We start from the raw sequence: 23,375 nt of genomic DNA, 5'->3' as shown, positions 1-23,375 counted from the left end.
CGCCCTGAGACCGGTGCGTCGCCAGCTCCGTCATCCCACACAGGAAAGCGAGTCAACCATGACCATACGAAACGGACTCAAGGCCGTCGCCGCCGCCGGTGTCATCGTCATGGCCGCCACCGCTCCCGCGCTGGCCAAGTCGGTCGACGTCAGCGGCGGTAGGTGGAGCTACGACGTCGGCGCCAACTACGCCTACTCGAACTTCTACCACAAGGTCAACTGGCACTCCTCCTCCGTCCACGGCAGGAGCTGGGCCTACAGCGGCTGCACCGAGAACAAGAAGTGGTCCAAGGCCTCGGTGGAGAAGTCGAGCATCCACCCCAACACCGCGCACTACGACGCCTCCTGCTGACGAGGCATCGGTCGTCATCGCCATCGCCCCGGTCGCGGGAGAGCTCCTCTCCCGCGGCCGGTGCCGTGCATTTCCCGCCAACGTCACGTCCGACGAGACACGCGCTCCCCGAGCGCCCGGAACCAGGTAGCCGATGCTCCACCGAGGTATCAAGTTCGTCCACGCCGCCGTGTTGGCCGTCTCCGCGGTCATGGCCTTCCTCTTCGTACGCGGCCTGGACGAGGAGCTGGTGCTGGGCAATTCGGCCCAGGTCTGGGTCTTCGACTCCGATGACGCGGTGAGCGGCGCCGACATCGCCCGCGCGATCGCCTCCTTCTCGGACGACCACGGGGTCACGGTCGCCCGTGAGCTGCCCGACCTGAGGAACCCCGACCGCCTGCGGCACCTGTATCTGGCCCCCGGCGGCCCCGGGTCCGAGGCGGCGTCCTGGCTGGACGAGGGATATCCCCGGTTCGGCAGGCAGGTCGAGACGGACGTGCACCCGATCGCCGAGGTCGGACAGCGCGACCCGCGCGGCTACTACTACGTCTTCGGCCCGCCCGAGGCGGCGGGCGCGCTGGCGGACGAGCTCTCCGGTCTCGGCCTCCGCGTGAGCGTGCAGCACCCTCTCGCACCCGCGAACCTGCCCCTCCTCTTCTCGGGCGGAGACCTCTTCGGCTCGTTCTGGGTGGTCGCTCTCGCCGCGGTGACGATGACGGGCGCGAGCGTGCTGCTCGGCGCGCGGGCCTACGGGGTGCTGCGCCTCCAGGGCAAGTCCTTCACGGACCTCCTCCTCCGGGACCTCCGACAGGTGGCGCTGTTCTGGTCGGTCGCGGCCGGTGCCGTGGCGGCGGCGGCGCTCGGCTTCCTCCACCTCTACAACGGCCTCGCCTGGCTGGGACTGTTCGCCTCGGTGACCGCGTGCCTCGCCGGCCTGCTCGTCCTGTTCGTCCTGGCCGCCCACGCGGCCGCGCTCGCCCTGACCTTCAGGGTCGACGTGCTGCGCGCGCTCAAGGGCAGGCTGCCCGCGCGGGCAGCGTTCGTCGGTACGTACCTGGTGCGTGTCCCGGCGTTGCTGCTCGCCCTCGGCGTCGCCATGGACGTGGCCCTGGCGGGACAGCACGTGCTGGCGCGCCAGGAAAGCCAGGACACCTACGCCCGGGCGGGAGACGCCGTGACCCTCCGCCTCAACGGCAGCCTGGTGGGCGAGGAGAAGCGGATGATCACCGAGGTGGGAGGGTGGCTGCGCCGCGCCGACGCGGCGGGCCAGGTCATCGTCGCCGGGCGCCGGGACCTCCAGAGCGTCTCCTCCGACGCGCCCCTGCCACAGGGCGAGGTACTCGTCGTCAACGACACCTTCCTCGCGGCACAGCCGGTCCTCGACCCGAAGGGACACCGGTACGCACCGGCGGCACCCCGGCCCACAGCGCAAACCGCGCACGCGCAAGCGGCGCACGCGCAAGCCGCGAAACCCTGTGCGGCCGCCCACACGACAGCCTGTGCGGTCCGGCTCATCGTCCCCGAGTCCCTCTCCGCCCACGCACCCGCCCTCAGCGCGGCGATCCCCGGCGTCTTCGGCCGCCTGGATCCGGACCTCCGCCGACGGCTCACGGTCGAGACGCTCCCGGCCAAGAGCGGCCAGCGCCTCTTCGGCTACAACTCCGGCAGCCTGAGCCCCCACACCGCCCACACCCCGGACGACGACCGGTCCCTGGTGCGCGACCCGGTGCTCGTGGTGGTCCCCAACGGCTCGAAGATCCTCACCGACGACACCTACACCGCGTTCGCCACCCAGGACGGCATCGTCTTCCCCAACCCCGACGACGCCCTGAAGGCCCTCGCGGCCGACAAGGACGACCTGCGCACGTACGTGACGGCCGTGCGCCCGGTCCGGCACAGCGCCGCCCTGGCGCTGAGGGAGGCCGTCAACGACTTCCGGCTCCGGCTCTTCAACCTCGTCGCGGCCATGGCCGTACTCCTCATCACCGGCGTCGGAGTCTGCGTCATCCACGCCCGCAAGCACGCCCAGGCCATTTTCGCGCAGCACATCAGCGGCTGGAGGTTCTCCAGGATCCACCGCCAGGTCCTCGCCGTCGAGGCGGTCCTCGCGGTCTTCCTCGCCTCGTGGGTGCCCTTCCAGGTGTGGCAGCAGAACCAGGACCTCGCGGAGTTCACCTCCCAGGGCATCCCCGCGCCCTTCCCGCCCGTCCGGATCACCGCCTTGGACACCGGTGTCATCGCCGGACTGGTCACCGCCGAGGTTTGCGCCGTGCTCCTCGCGCTCGCGGTGTTCCACCGGCGTGTCGTCAAGGAGGGGGTGGCCGGGACGTGAGCCCCGAGCCCGTACCGCCGTATCTTCTCCACCCCGCAGGAGCACTGTCGTGATCGAAATCGTGAAGCTGTCGAAGTCCTTCGGCACCCGGACCCTGTGGTCCGACGTCACCGCCACCATCGGCCGCGGCGAGATGCTCGCGCTCGTCGGTCCCAGCGGATCGGGGAAGTCCACCCTCCTCAACTGCCTCGGCCTCCTCGACAAGCCGACCTCGGGGGCGATCCGCCACGACGGCAAGGACATCACCCGATTCGGCGGACGCGAGACGCGCCTGTACCGTCGCGACGTTCTCGGTTACCTCTTCCAGAACTACGCCTTGATCGAGGAGTCCACCGTCGCCGCCAACCTGGAGATCGCCATCCCGCCACAGCGGGCCCCTCGGGGCGGCACCCGTACGGTCATCGCCGACGCCCTCGACCGTGTCGGCCTGGCGGGGCGGGAGGCGGAGAGGATCCACCACCTCAGCGGCGGAGAGCAGCAGCGTGTGGCGCTCGCCCGGCTCATCGTCAAGCAACCGGCGCTCGTCCTCGCCGACGAACCCACCGGCGCCCTTGACCACGCCCACACCACAGCGGTCATGGACATCCTCCGCGAGATGAGCGAGGCCGGATGCGCCGTCGTCATCGCCACCCATGACGACTACGTCCGCGACCGCTGCGACGCGGTTCTCACCGTCGGTGAGGACGCCGCGCTCACCTCCACCTCCACCTCCACCGCAGCCACCAGCACCCGAATACCTTCATGACCTCCCACATAGCCCCGGCCGCCAGCAGCGCCCGCCGCCCGCCCCTCTGGGCCACCCCCGTCCTGTGGACCCTCGCCCTCGGCGCCTGGGGGCTGTCACGGCAGCACAGCGTGTGGCGGGACGAGGCCGCGACCTGGCAGGTGGCCCAGCGGTCCACCGGCGAGATCTGGCACATGCTGGGCCAGGTCGACGTCGTACACGGCCTGTACTACCTGCTGATGCACGGCCTCTTCGCCTCCTTCGGCGCCGGCACCACGACCCTCCGGCTTCCCTCCGTGCTGGCCATGGCGGTGGCGGCGGGCTGTGTGACGGTCATCGGCCGCCGACTGGCCGGGACCTGGGCGGGCCTCGGGGCGGGGCTGGCGCTCGGACTGCTGCCGGCCGTGCAGTTCTACCTCCAGGAGGGGCGTCCGTACGCGCTCGTCGCCGCCGGCGCCGGGATCGCGACGCTGCTGCTGGTGACGGCCCTTCAAGGGCGCGCCTCGGCGGCGCACTGGACGGCGTACGGCGGCACCGTCCTGCTGTGTGCGCTGCTGAACTGGCTCTCGCTGCTGATGCTCCTCGCCCACGCGGCGACCCTCGCCTGGACCCGCGCCGGGCGCGGCACCTGGGCGCGCTGGGCGGCGGCGGGGGCGTTCGCCGTGGCGGGGGCGCTGCCGCTGATCCTGTTCAGCCGGACCCAGTCGGGCCAGGTGTCCTGGATCCCGCCGCTGACCTGGCACATGCTGATCGGCCCGGCGGTCCTGCTCGCGATCGGCGGCCTCGGCGCCCTCGCGGACCGGCCCTCCCACCCGGGCGGCCGCCTGTCGGTGGCGGCCGTCGGGCTGCCTCTGCTCGCGGTGCCGCAACTCGGCCTGATCGGGCTGTCCCTGTTCCAGCCGCTCTTCCTCGACCGGTACGTGCTCTTCAGCATGCTGGGCCTGGCCCTGCTGATCGGTACGGCGCTGAGCTCGGCCGTCCGCGCGCTCACGCCGCGGTTCCCGCGCGCCGCGTCGTGGCTCGTGCCGGTCGCGGTCACGGTGGCGGTGGTGGCGCTGCTGCCGCAGTCGCTGAGCAAGCGGTCCCCGGCCAGCCGCGTGGACGACGTCCTGGCGGTGTCGGCCGACGTGCGGCGGCTCAAGCACCCCGGAGACGCGGTGCTCTTCGTACCGGCGGCCCGCCGCGACACCGCGCTCGTCTCCCCGGACGACTTCGCCGGCCTGAGCGACATAGCGCTTGCGGTGACCCCGGTCGCGTCCGGCACCCTGAAGGGCGAGGAGGCCGATCCGGCCCGGATACGTACCGCGATGCTGGCCCAGCACCGCATACTGCTGGTCACGGATGCGGCCCAGGTGGCCCGCCCGGTCTCGGCGGAGCGGGACAAGGTCAAGAGGGCCATGCTGAAGGAGCACTTCAGAGCGGTGGCGGACGAGCAGGTTCGGGGACGGCGGGTGACGGTGTATGAACGCCTCTAGGAGGCGCCCTGAGAGCTCCGGCAGCTCTGGCGGCTCCGCGAGAACCCGGCGTGTCGACTTCGGCACGGGGGTGCTGTTCAGCGCGGTGTACGCCAGTGCGTTGTTCCTCATCGTGACGAGCTTCGCCATCGAACCGAGTGGGTGTGGCGGTCGCTTCCACCAGTCGTGTTCCGGCGAGACGTACTGGCGCGGCGGCATCGGCTTCGGTCTCATCGCGCTGGCGCCGGTCCTGAGCAAAGTCGTACCGAGCGTTCCGTTCGAGCAAGGCGTCGGCCGGACGGCGGCCATCGCGGCCATGCTGCTGGGCGCGGCGGTCGGTGTCGGCGTCACCGTGGTGGCTGCTCGCGCGGTGTTCTGAGGCGGGCGGCCAGTCCCTGCCTCCTGACGGCGGCCAGGGCGTGTCGCTACCGTGGCCGCGGGCAGAGACGGATCGCCGCGGAAACGGAGCTGGCTGCATGCCGAACCCTGGATGGCGCGGACGGGTGCTGACCCTGGGGGCGGTGGGGGTCGGCTCGGCCGCCGTGGCCGGTGCCTTCATCTGGGCCCCCGGTGAGGTGCTGACGTGGACGGGCGGGGTGGCCGCCGCTGCCGCGGCGGCGTACCTCGGGCAGGAGGTGCCCCGCCGGATCGGTGACTCGCTCGGACGGCGCAGGGCCGACCGGGAGCTGGCGACGTCCGATCCGCTGACCTTCACGGTGCGGATCAGACACCAGGACTACGTCGTGGTCGACGACGGCGGCCGGACCATCGACGTGCCCGCGAGCGGGCACAGCGTGCGGGTGATCGTCACCGGTTCCTCCCCGTCCCCCGTGCTGCTGACCGAGCTGCGCGCCGAGGTCGTGTCCCGGGAGGAGCGCCACGGCGAGGTGTCCCCACACGCCGCCGAGGTCCCGGTGCGGCGGTTCGAGGTGCTGCTCGACGCCGATCCGCCGTCCGTGCGGCCTGTGGGGGACAGCGACTTCCCCTACAGCGTGGCGCGGGACGAGTCGGAGGTGCTCGATCTGGTCGTCACCACGGACAGCGGGGACGTCCGGTGGGTGCTGTGGCTCGACTGGACCACCGGGGGGCGTTCGGGCAGTACGCGTGTCGATCTCGGCGGGCAGCCGTTCCGGACCGCTGCCCGGCACCCCCGGCTCGGCGCCTGATGTCCGGGACGCGTGCGTTACGGGACCTGGCCCTGAAGGCAGGGCTTCCGCTGGTCGCGGGCGGCGCCGTGCTCCTCGCGGCCGGGATACGGGCGTGGCCGCCCTGGATCGCGGTCGCCGCGATCGCCGTGGTGGCGGCCCTGGCCGCGACGCGCGCCCGCCGCCGGGGACGAGCCGCGCCGCACGGTGACGCACCCGCGGCCCCCGGCGCGCCCGCGGAGACCGGGCCGGGAACAGCCATGTACGCGATGCAGCGGCCGGTACGGGCCGTCGCGGTATGCGGCCTGCCGGACGACGTGCCCTTCGAGGTCAGGGTGGTGGTGCACAGCCAACTCGCGCTGCTGGTCGAGCCAGGCGTCTCCGGCGCCCCGGAGGCCGAACAGATCCCCGTGACCGGGCACAACCTGCTCTTCACGGTCACCGCGCCCGGCGGACCGGAGGGGCGGGACGTCATCGTCCGCTCCCTGCACGGGCAGGTCACCGGGGAGCGGACGCTCCAAGCACACGGCACGAGCGTGGCGTACGACCGGATGCCGGACCTGGTGCTCGCCCCCGACCTGGCCGAGTCCGCCCTGCGCGCGGTAGCCGCGTACCGGCCGCTGCTGCGCCCGGACTTCGAGATCCGCCTGGACCGGTCGCCCGCCGCGCTCCGGGCCGTCGGACCGCAGTCGCCCGCCTTCCCGCTGACCGTTCCGGCGGGCGGGAGCGCCACGGTGGTCTGCGCGCCGGTCACGGATGCCCCGCACCAGGTGCACTGGCGGCTGACGGCCGAAATCGCCTACGGAGAACGGATCCTGAGGCCGCATTGGGACCTGCTGATCACGGCCTCGACGGGCATGGCGTCCTTCCATCCGAACGGTGCCCAAGAGCCGCTCCCGGTTCACCAGCTGTACGCCGACCACTGGGACCCGGACGCCCCGGCCGGCCTCGGACCCGGACCCGGAGCGCCGGAGACCGGGTCGAAAAAGCCTTTCTGGCAGCTCGCACACGCCACCTCCGAGGGAATACTGCTGGGCACGCCGTGGCGCGGCCCCGACCCGGAGCCGCCGCAGGCGGCGAAGGGGCGTGCGCGGGGCGACCGGTTCCTCGCGCAGGGCGCGTACGAGGCAGCCGTCGAGGCGTACCGGGCGGCGGCCGAGGAGGGCAGCGCACAGGCCGCGTTCACGCTCGGCAAGCTGCTGGACGACCTCGGCGACGTGGACGGCGCCGTCCACTGGTACACCCAGGCCGCGCGGCAACGGGTCGCCGCTGCCCACCACAACCTCGGCGTGATCGAGCGGCGACGGGGAGACCTGGCCCGAGCCGAGAGCTGGTTCCGGCAGGCGATGCGCGCCGGTGACTGGGCGGGGGCGGTGGGCCTCGGCGCGGTCATGCACCAGCGCGGCGATCTGGCGCAGGCCGAGATCCTGTGGCGGCTGGCCGCCCGGCACGACGTACCGAACGGACTGCACAACCTGGCCTTCCTGCTCGACCACCAGGGCCGTACCGACGAGGCCGAGGAACTGTTCGCCCGCCTGGCCGAGAAGGGCGAGGCGCCGGCCGCCGAACGCCTGGGCATGCTCAGGTTCCGGTCCGAGGACACGGCCGGGGCCGAACGCTGGTGGCGCACGGCCGCCGACAACGGCAGCACCCGGGGCGCCTACTACCTCGGGATGCTGCTGTACGAGGAGGGCCGCACCGAGGAGGCCGAACGCCGCTGGCGGCAGGGCGCCGAGCCGCTCGACCCCGACCGTGCCGGAACCGGAACCGCCCAGAACCCCGCGACCACCGCCGACGCGGGCGAGGTGCTCTGCGCGCACCAACTCGGTGTCCTGCTGTACGAGCGCGGCGAGCACGCCGAGGCGGAACGCTGGTGGACCCTGGCCGCCCGAGCCGGGCACCCCGCCTCCCCGGTGCTGCTCGCCGAGCAGGCCCTCCACGACCGCGAGGACCACGCGGGCTTCCTCCACTGGGCCCGCATCGCCGTGGAGCGCGAAACGACACCCGCGAAGGACCTCGGGGCGCTGGCCACGGCGCTCCACGGCCTCACCAACCGTGTGGTCACCGCCCCCGGTGCGCCCCCGCTCGCCTTCGCGGTGGAGCTGTGCACGCTGGCCGCCGACGCGTACCGCCGCCTGCACGCCACCGACGCGTCCCACCGGAAGGCATACGTCGACACCCTGCGCTTCCTGGAGTTCCTGGCCATGGCCGCCGGGGACGAGGGGGCCGCCGCTTCGGCCCGCGGCCAGCTGCTCCGCCTGGGCGTACGGCCTTAGAGGTCTTGCGCTCCGGCTAGGGCGTGTCCTGTCGCTTTGACTGGCTGAGTAAAACCAGGTGCGGCCGGTCGCCGCGATGGTGTGCGATGCGGGACATGAGGATCGTTCTGAACGAGCCCGGCGTCGACGGGCTGATCGGGGCCGTGGATGCCCTCCGCGCATGGCAGGACGACCGCACGCCGCTGCAGCTCCATCCAGGAGACCTCGGCTGGGCCTGGGCGCTGGGCGCGGAGAGGCTGGCCGCGGCCGTCCGCACCTGGAGCGTGGACGGACGGATCATTGCCGTCGGATACCTGGACGCCCCTGATCTGCTGCGCCTGACGACCGCGCCGGACCTGCGACAGGACGGTGATCTGGCGCGCCAACTGCGGGCGGACCTCGATGACCCGGAGCGCGGGGTCCTGCCGCCCGGGAAGGTCGGCCTCGAAATCCCCAACGGCGCCCTGCTCCGCGAGGTGCTCTTGGAGGCGGGCTGGAATCTGGACGAGCCGTGGACGCTCCTGCGCCACGACCTCGCCGAGCCGGTGCAGGACGCCGGCCTGCGGGTCGAGGTAGCCGGTCCGGAGACGGCGGGGGTGCGGACCGCGGTGCACCGCTCGGCGTTCGGCAGCCCGAGGTTCACCGAGGAGATCTGGCACGTCCTTGCGGCCGGGCCGGTCTACGCCGACGCCCGCTGCCTGATCGGCTACGACGACCGGGACAACGCGGTGGCCGCGGCGACGGTCTGGTCGGCCGGGCCCGGCAAGCCCGGCCTGCTGGAGCCGGTGGGCGTGCACGCCGACCATCGCGGTCGCGGCTATGGGACCGCGATCAGCATCGCCGCTGCGGCGGCGCTGCGTGAACTGGGTGCATCAAGCGCACTCGTCAGCACCCCCAGCTCGAACGTTGCCGCCGTCGCCACCTACAGGGCAGCTGGATACGAGCCGTTGCCCGAACGGCTGGACGTCAGCCGACCCGCCTGAAAATGATCAGGCGGCGGTATCGCTCGGCTCAGACCCGGTGCGGGGGACTTGTGCCGGACGGCGCATGATGACCGTCATGGAGAACGTGGTCGAGAAGATCAAGGTCTGGTTCCGGTTCGTTCCCCGCGAGGGGTGGCTCCCGCAGGACACCGAGGGCCTGTGGGCGACCAAGCTCGCTGATGACACGGCCCGTGTGCAGAACGCCCCATTTCTTCAGGACGGGGTGGCCGAGGGCGACATAGTGCGGTACCAGACCGACTTCGATGGGCTCCATTGGGCTGTCGGGCGGGTCAGTTCCTCCGGCAACTGCACGATCCGTGTTGTGCCCGTGCCCACCGGTCCCCTGGGACGTAGTCCGCAGGCGGTGCACCAGCGTCTTTCGATGTTCGGGCTCGGGGGCGAGGTCTTCAGTGAGGACTTCCCGATGGTGGCCTTCACCGCACCATCAGGTGCGGACTTCGCCGGGATCAAGGCCCTCCTGACCCGAGGGCAAGAGGAAGGATGGTGGCACTACGAGGTCGGCTGTGGCACCGACGAATGGTGGAACGCCTGACCTCTGCTGGACTTCTCGCGGCCGGCCTGTGGCACGTGCTGGCTCGAATGCTGCCCGAACTATCCAGCTCCCCTGGGCATTCGCCGGACGAGTGGGCGGCCTCGTCTGATCATGTGCTCCGACCAAGGTGCACGTGAACACGACGAAGGCCGTAAGGGCGAGTCTGCTGTCTGATGCTGTTCGGACGGACGCGTTCGCGGAAGCGTCGCGCTTCCGGGGTGAGTTCTACGCATGTCTGACTGCCCGAAGCGACGAGTTGTTGTAACGGCCGCCACCGCCGCCCAGCTTCGGGAAGTTGTGCAACGGCTCATCGCCGCAGGCCAGTGGCAGACAGGCGAACCGGACATTGTCGTCGTGTCCGACGCCGGCTACGACGTCACCCGCTTGGCCTGGGTCCTGCGGGATCTCCCCGTTGAGCTGGTGGGCCGGGTCCGTGGCGAGTCGAATATCAATCCGTACGGCACCTTCCGGCTGGAAATGGACAAGCGCCTCGACCTTGGCCCCCTGGCTGTTCCCCGCCCGCGGCGGGCCACCGAGGACGTGGCACAAGCAGCGCGATCAACCCCATGAAGGTCAGAGTCGTGAGCCACGGGCCCGGGAGTCTCCATCCGTCCGGATGGTCGGCAGTTCGCCGCAGTCGTGGGTGTAGAGCCAGGCTGTGGCCTTCTCGTAGAAGAGGCGGACCGCCAGCGGCATCACCAGGTCGCGTATCCGCCGGGTGAGCGGGCCTGCCGTCTTGGCGTCGCGGTTGTCCGAGGCCGCCTTGACCATCTTGGCGATACGGGCCGAGCGGGCGGCTTCGTACGCCGAGAGGGCGGCCGCCACCGAGGGCTCCGCAGCCAGTGACTGGGCCAGGACGAGTGCGTCCTCCAGGGCCATCGACGCGCCCTGGCCCGCACCGACGGGGTGTCCGGCGTCGCCGAGGAGTGCGATGCGGTCGTTGTGGCGGACCGGGACCGCGTCGAGTTTGTGCATCAGGGTCGGGCGGTGCAGTTCGGTGGTGACCCCGAGGATCGCGGTCGGCAGTTGTTCGTGCCGGTGCAGTTCGCCGAGGCGGTGCAGCCATTGCGCGTCCGTGAGGGCGAGATCCGGCTGTGCGGGGCAGGCGACCTGGGCCGACCACCAGACCTTGCCGCCGGGGGCGGCGAGGTGGATGAAGGCGCCGTTGCGGGTGAAGGTCATGTTGAAGACACCGGGGTCGGTCTCGATGCCTTCGGCGATGCCCGAGATGCTGTAGAGGCCGGCGTACTCGGGGGTGGGCGCGTGCGGGTCGAGCAGTGACCGGGTGGCCGACCAGATGCCGTCGGCGCCGATGAGCAGGGACGCCTCCGCCGTACGGCCGCTAGCGAAGACCGCCCGTACCCCTGCCTCGGTGGTGACCGCGTCCACCAGGCGCTCACCGGTGACAATGCGCGCCCCGGCCGCCAGCGCCTCCGCGCGCAGCGATGCGACCAGCGCGCCCCGCATCAGGGTCACGCTGTGCAGATCGTCGCCGCTCAGCCGACCCCGCGGCACATCACCCAGGAGCTTGCCCGAGCTCGACCACATGCGCTGGCCCGGCATGTCGATCCCGGCCCCCCGTATCTGCTCCAGCACGCCAAGGGAGCGCAGCACCCGCAGGCCGTTGGACGCCAGACTCAGGAACGAGCCCACCTGACCGGCTGGTTCGGCGTACGCCTCGTAGACCGTGACCTCCACACCGATGCGCCGCAGCGCTATCGCGCCGGCTGCTCCGGCCACTCCGCCGCCTATGACGATGGCAGTCATGTGCCCTCCCTGATCTCTCGTGCGGCTTCCGTGAATCCATATTCAGTGAATTTAGATTCATGGAACTGTGATTCACTATGATGAGGGCGAGGGCGACACGTCAAGCCGAACAGGAGCGCCGGGAGCATGGGCGTACGCAGGGAGCAGGCCGCCGAGACCGAGGCGGCACTGAAAGAGGCGGCGCGGCGGCTGTTCGCCGAGCGCGGCTACCTCGACACGAAGATCACCGACATCACCCGCGAGGCCGGTCGCGCCACCGGCTCCTTCTACGCCCATTTCGCGGACAAGAACGCCCTGCTCCAAGCGCTGATGCAGGACATGGACACGCAGGCCGACACGGAGATCGGCGCGGACGGCCACCCGGCCGACCACGATCTGACCGACGGCAGGCAGCTGCGCGAGCATCTGGCCGTCACCTGGCGGGTGATCCGCGACCATCTGCCGGTGGTCGCGGCCCTGATACAGACGAACTTCGCCGGCCCGCCCGGCGAGGGCCGCGCCTGGGCGAGCCTGACCGGGGAGACGGGCACCCTCCGCGAGCACCTGGACTGGCTCCGCCGACGGGGCCACCCGCTCCCGGGCGACCCCGAGCTCGTCGCCGCGGCCATGGGGGCGATGGTCTCGATGCTCGGCTACGCCGTCATCACCGCGGGGGAAGGCGGCCCGCAGGTAACCGACGAGGAGATCGTCGACACCCTCACCGCCCTGCTATTGCACGGCCTGGCCGGACCCACGCCGAGCACCAACTGACCGGTCGACATGAATCAGCGGCACCCGACGTGAGAACTCCCGGGCGGGCTGAGAAGTGTCGGCAAACGAACGTCTGCCGACACTCACTCCCGTGATCACGAACCCGCAGGTGGGCAGTGTCGGCAACTCGCGTCGGAAATCAACGTCGAAGAACGGTCCTTCGGGTAGTTTCCGGCGGTGCTCATCGGCTACTGCCGCACCTCGACGGCCGACCAGAACCCGGCGAGGGCGCCACACCCCGTTTCGTGCGCTCAAGCGGCTGTTGGCCCGTGGCGTCAGGACTAGCCTCCGCCGGTGTTGTCCGGCGCATGACCTGGTGCTCTGTGGCCGTCCGCCGTCCTATGGCTGGGGTCACTGCTCCGCTTCCAGCGTCCAGGGCTCAAGATCGTCCGCGCGAGGACGAGGCGGAGAAGTGCGGTGAGCTGGGGTGATGGGTGCGGTACCAGCCGCACCCATCACCCTGGTGAGATGGTGCAACGGCCTGTTAACAGAAGCCGGTGTAGGCTCTCGCCGCCCATGGCCAGCGGCGGTGCCGGTACCTGGTAGTTGTCACCGTGTCTCACGGCATGGCCAGCCGTTCAGTCTCACGATCGTCGCTGGCTAACCACCCGCTGACGGAGTGCAGAAGGCAAGCAGGGCACCGGCCAGAGTGGCTGGCGCTCCGCTGCCGTGCCGTCAGGCCGGTTTGGGTGTGGGCGTCTCGGTCCGGCTGCCGCTCAAAACGTCCACGATGCGGAAGTCGTCGCGCTCCAGGGCCTCGATGATCGCCACGGCCATGTCCTCAAGGCTGTCCGTGTCGGCAGGTAGGCCGCCGTGCGCCTTCTGGTAGGCGAGCATGGTGTCCACGATCCTGAGCACAACATTGAACGACCCGAAGGGCGGCCGGCCATCGAAGCAGGGTCCGGAGTTCCGGTTCGCGAAACCAGAAACCTGGCCCGCACCGACCGTCACCACCATCACGGCGACCACGAACTACGGCAAAGCTGAAGCGCAGGCGTGGGACCGGGTCCACCCGCGGCTGACCCACCGGGCCGCCTGGCTGGCGTGGGAGAAACCCGCCGACGTCAGTCCGCTAACACTGCACGGGTCCGCCGGGGGTTTCGGCACCTCCGCGCGACCATGCCCTGCCCCGCCAGAGCACCGAAACCCCACCCCTCCGGACCCGGACGGCCACCCGGTACGAAGAACAAACACCGGGCAGCCCGCTACGACGTGGGCAAAACCGTCCGTCGGGAGAAGACACTCATCGCTCCACAACGGTCGAAGAGTTAATAGACACTCCCGCACCGTTGGAGACGGGTGCGTAGGTCAAGGAGTCAGGGCGGTGGCAACCCGGGCCAGACGATCGGCTGACAGAGCGAAGGGGTTGGTGGGGTTGCGGAAGGAGTACTCGCCGTCATTCACGGAGAATCCGTGCCCAGCCACCGTCCAGCGCGCGGGGCCGGGGGCCCCTTGATCCTCCAGAAGAGCAGAGGCGAGGGTTTCGGGGTCTTCCACGCTCGTACGGGCGCGTAGCCCATCCGCCAAACGGACAACAGCCTCGTCGGGGACTGCGTCGTCGCCGAACGCAGGCAGCAGGAGCAACAGACGGGAGTGGGGATCGGTAGTGCTGCCGCCGGGCAGCATGTTGTCCGCAGCTGCCACGAGCTCGGGCCAGGACAGGCCCGGACCCATGAAGTGCCCGTCATCCCGGGCGAGGATCTCGGCCTGGTCCCAGTCGGGGTGGTGAAGGAAATAATCGATTCCGGTGTCGTTTGCGACAGTCCGGTAGACCACGTGAAGACGGTGATCAGCCGCGAGCGGAACCGTGAATGCCGGCCACTCGGACCGCTCCCAGAGCTGCCGCTGGAAGTCGCCGGCCGCGTCGTAGTCCGCGCCGAACAGCAACTCCTCGGCCTCCTCGCTCTGGACACACGAGGAGAGGTGCCCCAGCCAGAAGAGCGGCTCATCCAGGAGCCCGGCCTGGTACGTGAGAGGGCCACCGTCGTAACCCGCTATCCGGGCAGGCTGCAGGTCTGCACTGTTCATCACGGGGACATCATGCCGCCCTGGCTCCCCGCTCTTGAGGCCGGGCGCACCCGCCGCTCATCGCGGGACAGCCCTTAGGCGGAGGGGTAGCGGGGGAGGCCCCCGGTCGGGATGGTCCACTCACGGATCGTGACGTCCTCGCCGTACACGAACTCCTTGCGCGTGGCGTAACGAGGCCCCGACGGGGTGGCGTGGATGTCGCCGAGCACGGCCCCCGAGCCGGTGCGCGGGTCGAAGACGGCGTAGACCGGGATGCCCAGCAGGGGGTAGTCCCGCATCTTGCCCACCCAGTCGTTGTCCGGGTTGGAGCGCGAGACGACCTCGATGGCGGCGAGGACGGTGCGCGGGTCGAAGGAGCCCTCGCCCTCCATGTCCGCCTCGGCGATCACCATCACGTCGGGGTGTCGCATGATGCCCTCGGGCGCGCACTCCACGTCCGGTGTGCCGGTGTGGGCCACCAGGTCCTCGGGCAGGGCTTCCTCAAGGAGCTTGCGTAGCCGCAGCACGGTGAGTTCGTGCGGTCTGGCGGGTGCCCTCAAGTCGTGGACGATGCCTTCCCTGGTGATCTCGAACGTGCCGGGAAGGGTGTCGCCCATCGACCGAACGACGTCCCGCATGACCTGGTACTGGCGGGCAATCCCCGCCCTGCTAGGCCGCATCGGCGAGGTGCGTTCTGCACCCGGGGCAGTCGCCCGGCTCCGGGGAGCGGAAGGCGCGGTCGCAGGTGTCGCAGTTCTGGAGCGGGTCGGGGCGGTTGGGCCCCGTCGGTCCCGGCGGGGCGGCGGGCAGGGGTGGCGGCAGCAGTGTCGTGAGCCGGTGGGCGAGGAGCCCGGCGGGCTGTTTCAGCTGCGCGGGCAGGTTGGCGGTCAGCGCCTGCCGTACGGCCTCGGGGGCGGCGTCCCGTTCCAGCCAGGCGGCCACGGCGGGCGCCAGGCGGCGTACGTCGTGCTCGGCGAGCAGCAGCCGGGGCTCGTGACGCCGCAACCCGGCGAGGAGGTCGGTGGCCAGGCGGTGGCGCTCCAGGTCGTGAGCCTTGGGCTCCGGAAGCGGCGGCCGAGGAGCTTTTACGGGCTCGGGCTGGGGCTCAGATACGGGCTCGGGCTCGGGCTCCTGGGGTGCCGACACCGCACGGGGCTGGTTGTACGAGACCGTCCGCGTGACCAGCTTGCCGCTGGGCAGCCGCACCCGCGTGCGCTCCAGGTAGCCGAACTCCTCCAGCTCGCGCAGCGCTTCCGCGATCTTGGCCTCGCTGTCCGGGAAGCGTTCCGCCAGCGCCTTGATGCCGACCTTCGCGCCTTCGGGCAGCGACTGGATGTGAACTGCCAGCCCGATCGCGGCCATCGACATCTCGCGGTGCTGGGCGAGGTGGTTGCCCACGACGGTGAAGCGGCTGCGCTGCGCGGACTTCACGTGGGTCACCCCGGAGACGGTGACGCGCCCGGAAGCACGGGACGAGGCGCGCGACGGCGCGCTAACCTGCTGAATGTCCATCGGGAAGTCGTCTCTTCCTCGGTGGTCAGGCCCTCGTCCGGGATGCCAGTCCCGGCGGGGGCCGTCGCATGTCTGGTGTTGTCGCGGCGAGCATATGCCCGCCAACCCGCCCGAAATCCAGCCCAATCGGGAAACCTCACCCGTGTGAGTGAGCCAGGGGCAGGGTGGGGAGGGGAGGTTCTTTCCCCGGTTCTTTCCAGGGTCTTTAAAAGCTTTTGTGTCGTGCGGCACCGCGTCGCGCTCCACCGGGTCGTGGAAAACCGCGACCCGGTGAAGCCGGTCACGGTAGGAGGTCGAGCTCGGCCCAGACGGTCTTGCGCGGCACGGGCTCCAGCACCACACCCCACCGGTCCGCGAGCGCCTCCACGATCAAAAGCCCCCGCCCCGCCTCCGAGTCACTGGCCGGTACGGCGACGGCTCCGGGCCCGGGCGGCAGACGGTCACTCCGGGTGTCGGTGACCTCGATCCGCAGGCGCTTGCCTTCGTCCTCGACCGCCAGGTCCAACCGGAAGTCCCTGCCCGGCACGCGACCGTGGACGGTGGCGTTGGTGGCGAGCTCCGCGACGATCTGCGCAGCCGCCTCCGACTCCACGCCCCAGTCGCTCAGTTGCGCCGATGTCAGCAGCCGGGCGAGCCGGGCCCCCCGGCGGGTGGGGGAGAGCAGCACGGTGAACTGCCGTGCGGGAGCGGAACATTCAGTTCGGGTGATTTCCAGATTCACGTGACTCAGAGTGGCCGGTTGGCGCTTACGCTGAAAGGAGCGACGCCTGTACGGAGAGTGACTGTCCAGGTGAGGTACGACCATGTCCAGCCTGTACGGCGTCGCACGGAGGCACGGCACGGACACGGGTGAAGGTGGTGTCGTATGACGGATGAACCGGACCAGGACGTCGACCTGGAGGACGACGACTCGGGCGCGGTGATCGCGGTGGTCGGCAGGCAGATCCGACTCTGGCGCGAGGCCGTGGGCATGAGCGCGGCGGAGCTCGGCAGGGACATCGGCTACAGCGAGAACCTTGTCTACAAGGTGGAGGGCGGTAAGCGGATCCCCCAGCCGGAGTTCCTGGACAAGGTGGACCAAGTCCTGCGCGCGGGTGGCAAGATCGCCGCGATGAAGAAGGACGTGGCGGAGGCGAGGTACCCGAAGAAGGTACGGGACCTCGCGAAGTTGGAGCGGGAAGCAGTTGAGCTCGGGGCCTACGACAACCACAACCTGAACGGCCTGCTCCAGACGGAGGAGTATGCCCGCGCGCTGTACGAGATGCGGCGTCCGTCGTTCAGCCGAGACGAGGTTGATCGGTACGTTGCGGCGCGGATGTCACGCCAGGAGGTCTTTGAACGGCAGCCGCTCACCATGCTGACGTTTGTCCTGGAAGAGGCGACGATCAAGCGGCCTCTCGGGGGCAAAATGGTGGCACGCCGTCAGCTCGAACGCCTGCTGGAAATCGGCCAGTTGCGAAACGTTGAGATTCAGGTGATGCCGACAGACCGGGAGGACCATGCCGGGATGGGTGGGCAGTTCCAACTGCTCAAGTTCGACGACGGCACAGCGGTGGCACACTGGGAGGGCCAGCTGTCCAGCCGCCTGATCTCCGACCCCAAGGAGGTCCGGATCATCGAGCTACGGTACGGAATCATCCGGGCCCAGGCTCTCACCCCACGGGAGTCGCTGGCCTCCATCGAGAAAGCGCTGGGAGAGACATGACCCGCAACACCTCAGGCGGCTCCCACTCCGAGCTGGAGTGGATCAAGAGCAGCTACAGCAGCAACGACGGCCCTGCGTGCGTCGAGGTGGCGGCCGCCCCCCGCACGGTCCACGTCCGTGACTCCAAGAACGTCCCCGGGCCGCAGCTCGGCTTTACGCCCGCTGCCTGGGCAGACTTCGTGACGTACGCATCCGGGCGCTGACCCATGACCCACAACACCTCGCTGACGTGGGTCAAGAGCAGCTACAGCAGCAACGACGGTCCCGAGTGCGTCGAGGTCGCGGCAGCGCCCCGTACGGTCCACGTCCGTGACTCCAAGAACGTCTCCGGCCCGAAGCTTCGCTTCACGCCCGCCGCCTGGGCGGACTTCGTGACGCACGCCTCCGCGAGCTGAGCCGGGCGCTCGCGCCCCCGGGCCGGAAGGCCGGGGGCCCGAGGCTCTACTTCTCGGTGACGGTCACCTTCTCGTCGTTCTGGATCTGCTTCACCAGCTGCTGCACCTTCGCCTTGTCCCAGACGAGGTTGCTGCCACGGGTGCCGTTGGTCGGCATGTTCATCGACGTGCCCTCGCCGCCGCTGATGCCCTTCATCGCGAAGAACATCTCGCCGAGGTCGAAGAGCGACATGTCCTTGTCGACGATGAGGGTGTCCAGGCCCGCGCCCAGCGTCGGGTAGAGCTTGAACGGGTTGAGGATCGTGCCCGGGGTGGCGGCCTGGCTGGCGAGGGCCGACAGGAACTTCTGCTGGTTCTTCGTACGGGCGAGGTCCGACTCGGCGAAGGCGTACCGGGTGCGGACGAAGGCGAGGGCCTGCTCGCCGTTGAGGGTCTGCTTGCCGGCCTGGAAGTCGGCGCCGGACTTCTTGTCCTTGAAGCCCTTCTCGATGTTCATCTCGACGCCGCCGAGCGAGTCGACGATGTTGGCGAAACCGGCGAAGCCGATCTCCGCGTAGTGGTCGATGCGCAGCCCGGTGTTGTGCTCGACGGTGCGGACGAGCAGCTCGGGGCCGTCCTCGGCGTACGCGGCGTTCAGCTTCACGCGGCGGCCCTGGGCGGGGAAGGTCTTGCCGGACTGGGAGCCGACGAAGGACGGGATCTCGACGTCCGAGTCGCGCGGCAGCGAGATCATGGTGTTGCCGCTGGAGCAGGCCGCCAGGATCATCATCGAGTCGGTGCGCTTGCCGTCGGCGGAGCCGGTGTGCAGCCGCTTCTTGTCGTCGGCGGTCATGCCCTCGCGGCTGTCGGAGCCGACGATCAGGTACGTGGTGCAGTCGCCCTCGGCCGGGCGGTCGATGACCTTGGCGAGGTCGACCTCGCGGCGCATCTTGCCGTCGGCCCAGAAGTACGTGCCGATGCTCGTGCCGAGGACGGCCACCAGGACCACGATGGAGCCGACCTTGATCCGGCGGCGCCAGTCGGGCGCGGGACCCGGGGCACGCACGGAGCCACGGTCGGGGACGCGGGGCCCGCCGCCGCGGGGACCGCCGGGCCGGGGGCCCTGGGGGGCGCCGTAGACCTGGCCTGTGTTGTAACCGCTGTCGTACGACGCCGGCGCCTGCGGCGGCACGGCGGCGGCCTGCGGGGCGCCCACCGGCTGCGGCGGGACCGCCTGCGGCGGCACCGCGGGGCGGCGCCGCACGTGCGGCATGGACCGTACGCCCTCGGGCTGGGCATCGGCGCTGCCACGGCCGTAACGGGCGTTGCGGTCGTCGGACCATCCTTCAGGCCAGTCATTCATGCGGACCAGTGTGCAGGCCGCCCAGGTCAGGCCGACAGGGTGGGTGGGATTCCGCAGCGGGGCTGTAGCGAAGCTGATGCAATGAAGCCGTAACGTACTCGGGCATAGGGTGGAGGGCATGACAGATCAGGCCCCGCCGCAGGGCGTCCAGCTGGAGGGAAAGCCCACGTCGGCCTCCCGTACGACCCTCAGCCACATCATGACCGGCAGTGACACCAACCTCCTCGGGACGGTGCACGGCGGCGTGATCATGAAGTTGGTGGACGACGCGGCGGGCGCCGTCGCCGGACGGCACTCCGGCGGCCCGGCCGTGACCGCGTCCATGGACGAGATGGTGTTCCTGGAGCCGGTCCGCGTGGGTGACCTTGTTCACGTGAAGGCCCAAGTGAACTGGACCGGCCGGTCCTCGATGGAGGTCGGCGTCCGCGTCCTGGCCGAGCGCTGGAACGAGTCCACCCCGGCGACCCAGGTCGGCTCGGCGTACCTCGTCTTCGCGGCCGTCGACGCGGACGGCAAGCCCCGCCCCGTACCGCCGGTCATACCGGAGACGGAGCGCGACAAGCGCCGCTACCAGGAGGCCCAGATCCGCCGCACGCACCGCCTGGCACGCCGCCGCGCGATCAAGGAACTGCGCGAGAAGCGCGCGGCGGAGGGCATCGAGGACTGACCCCCGAGGACCCGTGGCCTGCTGCCTTGAGGCAGCGGGCCTTTTCACTGGCTGGGGCGCTCGCCTGGGGCGTGGGCGTGGGTGAGGTCGCCGGGGGCGTAGACCTCCGTGCCGGATGCGGGGAACCTGACGAGCACCTCGCCGTCGGTGGTGACCATGACGACCTCCCCGACGGGATCTTCGGGGTGATCGAAGGCGACCGTCGGTGTGACGAGGGCCCCTACGGGCCATTCCGTGGCCATGCTTCCTCCGGCGTGCTCGGGTCTATCGGAGCGCGACAAGCGACGTCTCGGAAGGCCTGTGATTACCCGCCCGTGACGGGGGTCGCTGCCGATAGGATCGGTGCTCCTGGTGCTGTTCGGGTGGCGGGCCGCCCGAGTGGGGGACGGAGGGCGCAGGCGCATGCAGGTCGACATCGTCGTGGAAGCGGGGGACGACGACCGCTTATTGGCCTCCCTGTACCGCTGGCTCGCTCAGGACCCGGACGTGGTCCGGCACGCGACCCTCTCCCTCGTACCCGGCGCCGACCAGGACGGGGACATGGGGGGCGGCGCCTTCGAGATCATCAACGCCGTCGTCGCCAACAGCATCGCGCTCGGGAGCCTGGCGGTGGCGTGTGCCACGTGGCGAGGCTCCCGGCGTACGGCCCCGGTGGTGCGGATCACGCGAGGCGAAGTCACCGTCACCGTCGAGAACGGCTCACCGGACGAGGTGAGCGGCATCGTCGACGCGCTGGGCGCGCCGGGTCCTGGCACCGAGCCGAGTGCGGACGACGGGACGGGCCGACCGTAGCCATGGCGGCCCTGCCCGATCCGGCCACCTCGCGGGCCCTCCTCATCGGCGTACACGCGTACCGGACGCTGCCGGACCTGCCCGCCGTGGAGCGGAACCTGACGGGGCTGGCGCAGGCGTTCGCCGCCCCGGACCTGTGGGGGCTGCCCCGGTCGAACTGCGTCACGCTGGCGCAGCCGCCGAACGCCCAGGCGGTGCTCGACACCCTCAACCGCGTGGCCCGGAGCGCCGACGACACCCTGGTCGTCTATTACGGCGGCCACGGCCTCACCGACCCGTACAGCGACGAGCTGTACCTCGCCTTGCCCGACACCGACCCGGAGCGGTCGTACACCGCGCTGCCGTACGACTGGGTGCGCCGGGCGCTACTGGACCCGCGCGTACGGGCCCGGCGCAAGGTGGTGATCCTGGACTGCTGCTACAGCGGGCGGGCGCTGGTCGGCGGGATGAGCGCCACGGACCAGGTGGCCGACCACGCGGGCATCGACGGCACCTCGCTGCTGGCGGCCTCGGCGGAGACGCGCAAGGCGCTGTCGCCGCCGGGGGAGACGTACACCGCCTTCACCGGCGAGCTGATCACGGCGCTCACGGAGGGAGTTCCGGGCGGCCCGGAACTGCTGGACATGGACACCGTGTACCGGCACCTGTACGGGAGGCTGCTGGCCAAGGCGCGGCCGCTGCCGCAGCAGCGCAACCGCAACGCGGGAGGGCAGATCGCGCTGGCGCGCAATCGCGCGTTGACGGTCCCGGAGCCGGAGCCGGAGCCGGAGCCGGAGCCGGAGCCGGAGCCGCAGCCGGAGCCGGAGCCGCCGCAGCCACCGCAGCCGCCGCGTCCGGCTGCGGTGCGGGCACCACAACGTCAGGGGCGGCAGCGCCGGCTCGCCATGGGCGTGGCCGTGGCCGTGGCCGTTGTCCTCCTCGCCGTCGGCATCCCCGCCCTCATCGCCTGGCGGGGCGACGCACCGGAAGGCGCCGACAAGGCGGCGGGCGCGGGGTATGGCGCCGCGAACGACAAGGTGGTCAACAAGTCCAGCGCCACGAGCGGCACGTTGAGTTTCGTCGCCGCCAACGACGCCGACTCCTGGGACCCCCAGCGCATGTACTACACCTACGCGTGGAACTTCGCCCGCTTCTACACCCGCCAACTGGTCACGTACGACACGAAGCCGGGCGTCAACGGCACCAAGCTGGTGCCCGACCTGGCTGCCGGCCCTGCGGAGATCTCCGACGGCGGGAAGACGTACACCTACAGGCTCCGCTCCGGGATCACCTGGGAGGACGGCTCGGCCATCACCCCCCAGGACATCAAGTACGGCATTGAGCGCCTGCGGGACCAGGAGGCCGTCTTCGGAGGCCCGCTCTATCTCAACGACACCGTGAAGGCCATCGAGACGCCCGACGCCAGGACCATCGTCTTCAAGCTGGCCAAGCCCAACGGCGACTTCGAGCACATGCTCGCGATGCCCGCCGGGTCCCCGGTGAAGAAGGAGGAGGACAAGGGCGCCAAGTACGGCTCGCGCCCGTTCTCCAGCGGCCCGTACAAGTTCCACAACTACCAGCCGAAGAAGTCGCTGGAACTCGTACGCAATGACAAGTGGCAGAAGGCGTCCGACCCGGTGCGTGCCGCCCTGCCGGCCAGGATCACAGTCAGATTTGTCGGCACGAGCCTGCAGGCGGAGCACGAGCTTCGCAGTGGGGGTTACGACCTCGACCTGAACGCCACCGGGATGAGTGCCCAGAGCGCCGCCCAGATGCTCCAGGACCCTGACTTGAAGCGGAACCTGGACAACCCGCGGAGCGGCTTCCTCTCCTACGTGGCCCTCCCGCGCACCGTGGCGCCGTTCGACAACGTCCAGTGCCGCAAGGCGGTCCTCTACGCCGCCGATCGCGCGGAGGTGCAAGCGGCTCGCGGCGGCCCCACAGCCGGTGACATCGCGCCGCACATGCTGCCGCCCTCGATCAAAGGCAGCGACCCCGCGTACGACCCGTACGGTGTCCTGCGCAACGCCCGGGGGGACCAGGCCGCCGCCAAGAAGGCCCTGGCGGCCTGTGGCCGGCCGAACGGCTTCACCACCACCATCGCCGTCCGGGCCGGCAATTCGTCCGACGACGCGACGGCCGAGGTCCTCCAGCAGTCACTGAAGAAGGTCGGGATCACGACGCGCATCGAGAGGCTCAACACGGAAACCACGCTGGACCCGTCCGATTACCGGAAGGTGATCAAGGAGAAGGGCTACGGCCTCGTCATCCGGGGCTGGGGCGCCGACTTCCCGACCGGGCAGGGTTTCCTGCTGCCCCTGGTCGACGACAGGGTGGCGGGTTCGTACAACTTCGCCGAGATCGACGACCCTGCCATCCACCGGCTCCTCGACCGGGCCGTGGCCGAGACCGACCCCGACAAGGCGGCGCAGACCTACGCCGAGATCAACCGTGCGGTGGCCGAGGGCGCCCACTATCTGCCGCTCCTCCACGGGAGGCGCCTGCTCTGGCGCGATCCCCGGCTGACCAACGTCTATACGACCGACGCCTACGGCGCCTACGACTACGTCTCGCTCGGCGTACGCGACAGCTGACCACCGAACGTTTCAAGCCATCTTCGGCGGCGAGCACCCGGCGGTGAACTGCCAGGACCGCGACCCGCGAGGGCGCTTTGCCCTCCAG

Annotated in this window: 24 protein-coding genes and 2 pseudogenes; 18 read left to right on the top strand and 8 right to left on the bottom strand. The window is 70.5% G+C overall.

Annotated elements, in window-relative coordinates:
• The first annotated feature begins 58 nt into the window (after positions 1–58).
• The 10 genes and pseudogenes from ACZ42X_RS14740 to ACZ42X_RS14695 form a co-directional block, all read left to right on the top strand.
• Positions 59–352 carry a lactococcin 972 family bacteriocin gene (locus ACZ42X_RS14740; protein WP_355362249.1) on the top strand — a complete coding sequence of 98 codons (294 nt, stop codon included), beginning with the start codon at positions 59–61 and terminating at the stop codon, positions 350–352.
• A gap of 133 nt (positions 353–485) precedes the next feature.
• Entirely contained in the window at positions 486–2,663 is a 2,178-nt protein-coding gene (locus ACZ42X_RS14735; protein ID WP_468288949.1) for a hypothetical protein, read from the top strand.
• 49 nt (positions 2,664–2,712) lie between these two features.
• Positions 2,713–3,408: an ABC transporter ATP-binding protein gene (locus ACZ42X_RS14730; protein WP_468288946.1), complete on the top strand. Its 696-nt coding sequence runs from the start codon at positions 2,713–2,715 to the stop codon at positions 3,406–3,408.
• Complete coding sequence (locus ACZ42X_RS14725) at positions 3,405–4,862, top strand: glycosyltransferase family 39 protein (protein ID WP_468288944.1); 1,458 nt, start codon at positions 3,405–3,407, stop codon at positions 4,860–4,862. Before ACZ42X_RS14730 ends, ACZ42X_RS14725 begins: the two co-directional genes overlap by 4 nt.
• A 70-nt stretch (positions 4,863–4,932) precedes the next feature.
• A complete protein-coding gene (locus ACZ42X_RS14720; RefSeq protein ID WP_468288941.1) occupies positions 4,933–5,220 on the top strand; it encodes a hypothetical protein in 288 nt (95 codons plus the stop codon).
• 97 nt (positions 5,221–5,317) lie between these two features.
• Positions 5,318–6,007, top strand: a complete 690-nt coding sequence (locus tag ACZ42X_RS14715; protein ID WP_468288938.1) for a hypothetical protein — start codon at positions 5,318–5,320, stop codon at positions 6,005–6,007.
• Entirely contained in the window at positions 6,007–8,262 is a 2,256-nt protein-coding gene (locus ACZ42X_RS14710; protein ID WP_468288935.1) for an SEL1-like repeat protein, read from the top strand. The genes ACZ42X_RS14715 and ACZ42X_RS14710 overlap by 1 nt, the downstream gene beginning before the upstream one ends.
• 95 nt (positions 8,263–8,357) lie before the next feature.
• Positions 8,358–9,224 carry a GNAT family N-acetyltransferase gene (locus ACZ42X_RS14705; RefSeq protein ID WP_468288932.1) on the top strand — a complete coding sequence of 289 codons (867 nt, stop codon included), beginning with the start codon at positions 8,358–8,360 and terminating at the stop codon, positions 9,222–9,224.
• A 64-nt stretch (positions 9,225–9,288) separates the two neighbouring features.
• Positions 9,289–9,777 (top strand): DUF4265 domain-containing protein, encoded by a 489-nt coding sequence (locus ACZ42X_RS14700; RefSeq protein ID WP_468288929.1) that lies wholly within the window; start codon positions 9,289–9,291, stop codon positions 9,775–9,777.
• Positions 9,778–10,041: 264 nt separating this feature from the next.
• Positions 10,042–10,347 (top strand): annotated as a pseudogene (locus tag ACZ42X_RS14695) (transposase); the annotation flags it as partial.
• Between the two features lie 3 nt (positions 10,348–10,350).
• On the opposite strand, the gene ACZ42X_RS14690 reads toward ACZ42X_RS14695, so the two are convergent.
• Positions 10,351–11,544 carry an FAD-dependent monooxygenase gene (locus ACZ42X_RS14690; protein WP_468288926.1) on the bottom strand — a complete coding sequence of 398 codons (1,194 nt, stop codon included), beginning with the start codon at positions 11,542–11,544 and terminating at the stop codon, positions 10,351–10,353.
• 126 nt (positions 11,545–11,670) lie between these two features.
• Here ACZ42X_RS14690 and ACZ42X_RS14685 point away from each other — a divergent pair, with 126 nt between their 5' ends.
• Positions 11,671–12,294, top strand: a complete 624-nt coding sequence (locus tag ACZ42X_RS14685; RefSeq protein WP_468288923.1) for a TetR/AcrR family transcriptional regulator — start codon at positions 11,671–11,673, stop codon at positions 12,292–12,294.
• Between the two features lie 675 nt (positions 12,295–12,969).
• Here the strand turns inward: ACZ42X_RS14685 and ACZ42X_RS14680 are convergent.
• Entirely contained in the window at positions 12,970–13,263 is a 294-nt protein-coding gene (locus tag ACZ42X_RS14680; RefSeq protein WP_468290181.1) for a hypothetical protein, read from the bottom strand.
• Between ACZ42X_RS14680 and ACZ42X_RS14675 the strand changes: the two are divergent.
• Positions 13,166–13,566, top strand: a pseudogene (locus tag ACZ42X_RS14675) (hypothetical protein); the annotation flags it as partial. The gene ACZ42X_RS14680 and the pseudogene ACZ42X_RS14675 overlap by 98 nt on opposite strands.
• A 36-nt stretch (positions 13,567–13,602) precedes the next feature.
• Here ACZ42X_RS14675 and ACZ42X_RS14670 read toward each other — a convergent pair.
• The 4 genes from ACZ42X_RS14670 to ACZ42X_RS14655 form a co-directional block, all read right to left on the bottom strand.
• The gene (locus ACZ42X_RS14670; protein ID WP_468290112.1) at positions 13,603–14,322 is read right to left on the bottom strand and encodes a hypothetical protein; all 720 of its coding nucleotides are present in this window, start codon (positions 14,320–14,322) and stop codon (positions 13,603–13,605) included.
• Between the two features lie 74 nt (positions 14,323–14,396).
• Entirely contained in the window at positions 14,397–14,981 is a 585-nt protein-coding gene (locus tag ACZ42X_RS14665) for a Uma2 family endonuclease (RefSeq protein ID WP_468288920.1), read from the bottom strand.
• On the bottom strand, positions 14,971–15,813 hold the full coding sequence (locus tag ACZ42X_RS14660; protein ID WP_468288917.1) for a helix-turn-helix domain-containing protein: 843 nt from the start codon (positions 15,811–15,813) through the stop codon (positions 14,971–14,973). The genes ACZ42X_RS14665 and ACZ42X_RS14660 overlap by 11 nt, the downstream gene beginning before the upstream one ends.
• Positions 15,814–16,093: 280 nt before the next feature.
• On the bottom strand, positions 16,094–16,534 hold the full coding sequence (locus ACZ42X_RS14655) for an ATP-binding protein (protein ID WP_468288914.1): 441 nt from the start codon (positions 16,532–16,534) through the stop codon (positions 16,094–16,096).
• Positions 16,535–16,678: 144 nt separating this feature from the next.
• Between ACZ42X_RS14655 and ACZ42X_RS14650 the strand changes: the two genes are divergently transcribed.
• From ACZ42X_RS14650 to ACZ42X_RS14640, 3 genes are read left to right on the top strand one after another with little or no spacing between them, the layout of a single operon-like run.
• Positions 16,679–17,518, top strand: a complete 840-nt coding sequence (locus tag ACZ42X_RS14650) for a helix-turn-helix domain-containing protein (protein ID WP_468288911.1) — start codon at positions 16,679–16,681, stop codon at positions 17,516–17,518.
• A complete protein-coding gene (locus ACZ42X_RS14645) occupies positions 17,515–17,721 on the top strand; it encodes a DUF397 domain-containing protein (RefSeq protein WP_468288908.1) in 207 nt (68 codons plus the stop codon). Before ACZ42X_RS14650 ends, ACZ42X_RS14645 begins: the two co-directional genes overlap by 4 nt.
• Before the next feature lie 3 nt (positions 17,722–17,724).
• Positions 17,725–17,913, top strand: coding sequence for a DUF397 domain-containing protein (locus ACZ42X_RS14640; RefSeq protein ID WP_468288905.1), 189 nt, complete (start codon positions 17,725–17,727; stop codon positions 17,911–17,913).
• Positions 17,914–17,959: 46 nt separating this feature from the next.
• Here ACZ42X_RS14640 and ACZ42X_RS14635 read toward each other — a convergent pair whose 3' ends face one another.
• Complete coding sequence (locus ACZ42X_RS14635; protein WP_468288902.1) at positions 17,960–19,255, bottom strand: LCP family protein; 1,296 nt, start codon at positions 19,253–19,255, stop codon at positions 17,960–17,962.
• A 118-nt stretch (positions 19,256–19,373) separates the two neighbouring features.
• Between ACZ42X_RS14635 and ACZ42X_RS14630 the strand changes: the two genes are divergently transcribed.
• Positions 19,374–19,922 carry an acyl-CoA thioesterase gene (locus ACZ42X_RS14630; protein ID WP_355362269.1) on the top strand — a complete coding sequence of 183 codons (549 nt, stop codon included), beginning with the start codon at positions 19,374–19,376 and terminating at the stop codon, positions 19,920–19,922.
• Positions 19,923–19,966: 44 nt separating this feature from the next.
• Here ACZ42X_RS14630 and ACZ42X_RS14625 read toward each other — a convergent pair whose 3' ends face one another.
• Positions 19,967–20,164, bottom strand: coding sequence for a hypothetical protein (locus ACZ42X_RS14625; protein WP_468288899.1), 198 nt, complete (start codon positions 20,162–20,164; stop codon positions 19,967–19,969).
• 160 nt (positions 20,165–20,324) lie between these two features.
• Here ACZ42X_RS14625 and ACZ42X_RS14620 point away from each other — a divergent pair, with 160 nt between their 5' ends.
• A complete protein-coding gene (locus tag ACZ42X_RS14620; RefSeq protein WP_468288896.1) occupies positions 20,325–20,714 on the top strand; it encodes an effector-associated constant component EACC1 in 390 nt (129 codons plus the stop codon).
• 2 nt (positions 20,715–20,716) lie between these two features.
• Positions 20,717–23,287, top strand: coding sequence for a caspase, EACC1-associated type (locus ACZ42X_RS14615; RefSeq protein WP_468288893.1), 2,571 nt, complete (start codon positions 20,717–20,719; stop codon positions 23,285–23,287).
• Positions 23,288–23,375: the final 88 nt, after the last annotated feature.

It is taken from the genome of Streptomyces sp. NPDC030862 (assembly GCF_055571835.1).
This window is presented reverse-complemented; position numbering and strand designations above follow the sequence as displayed.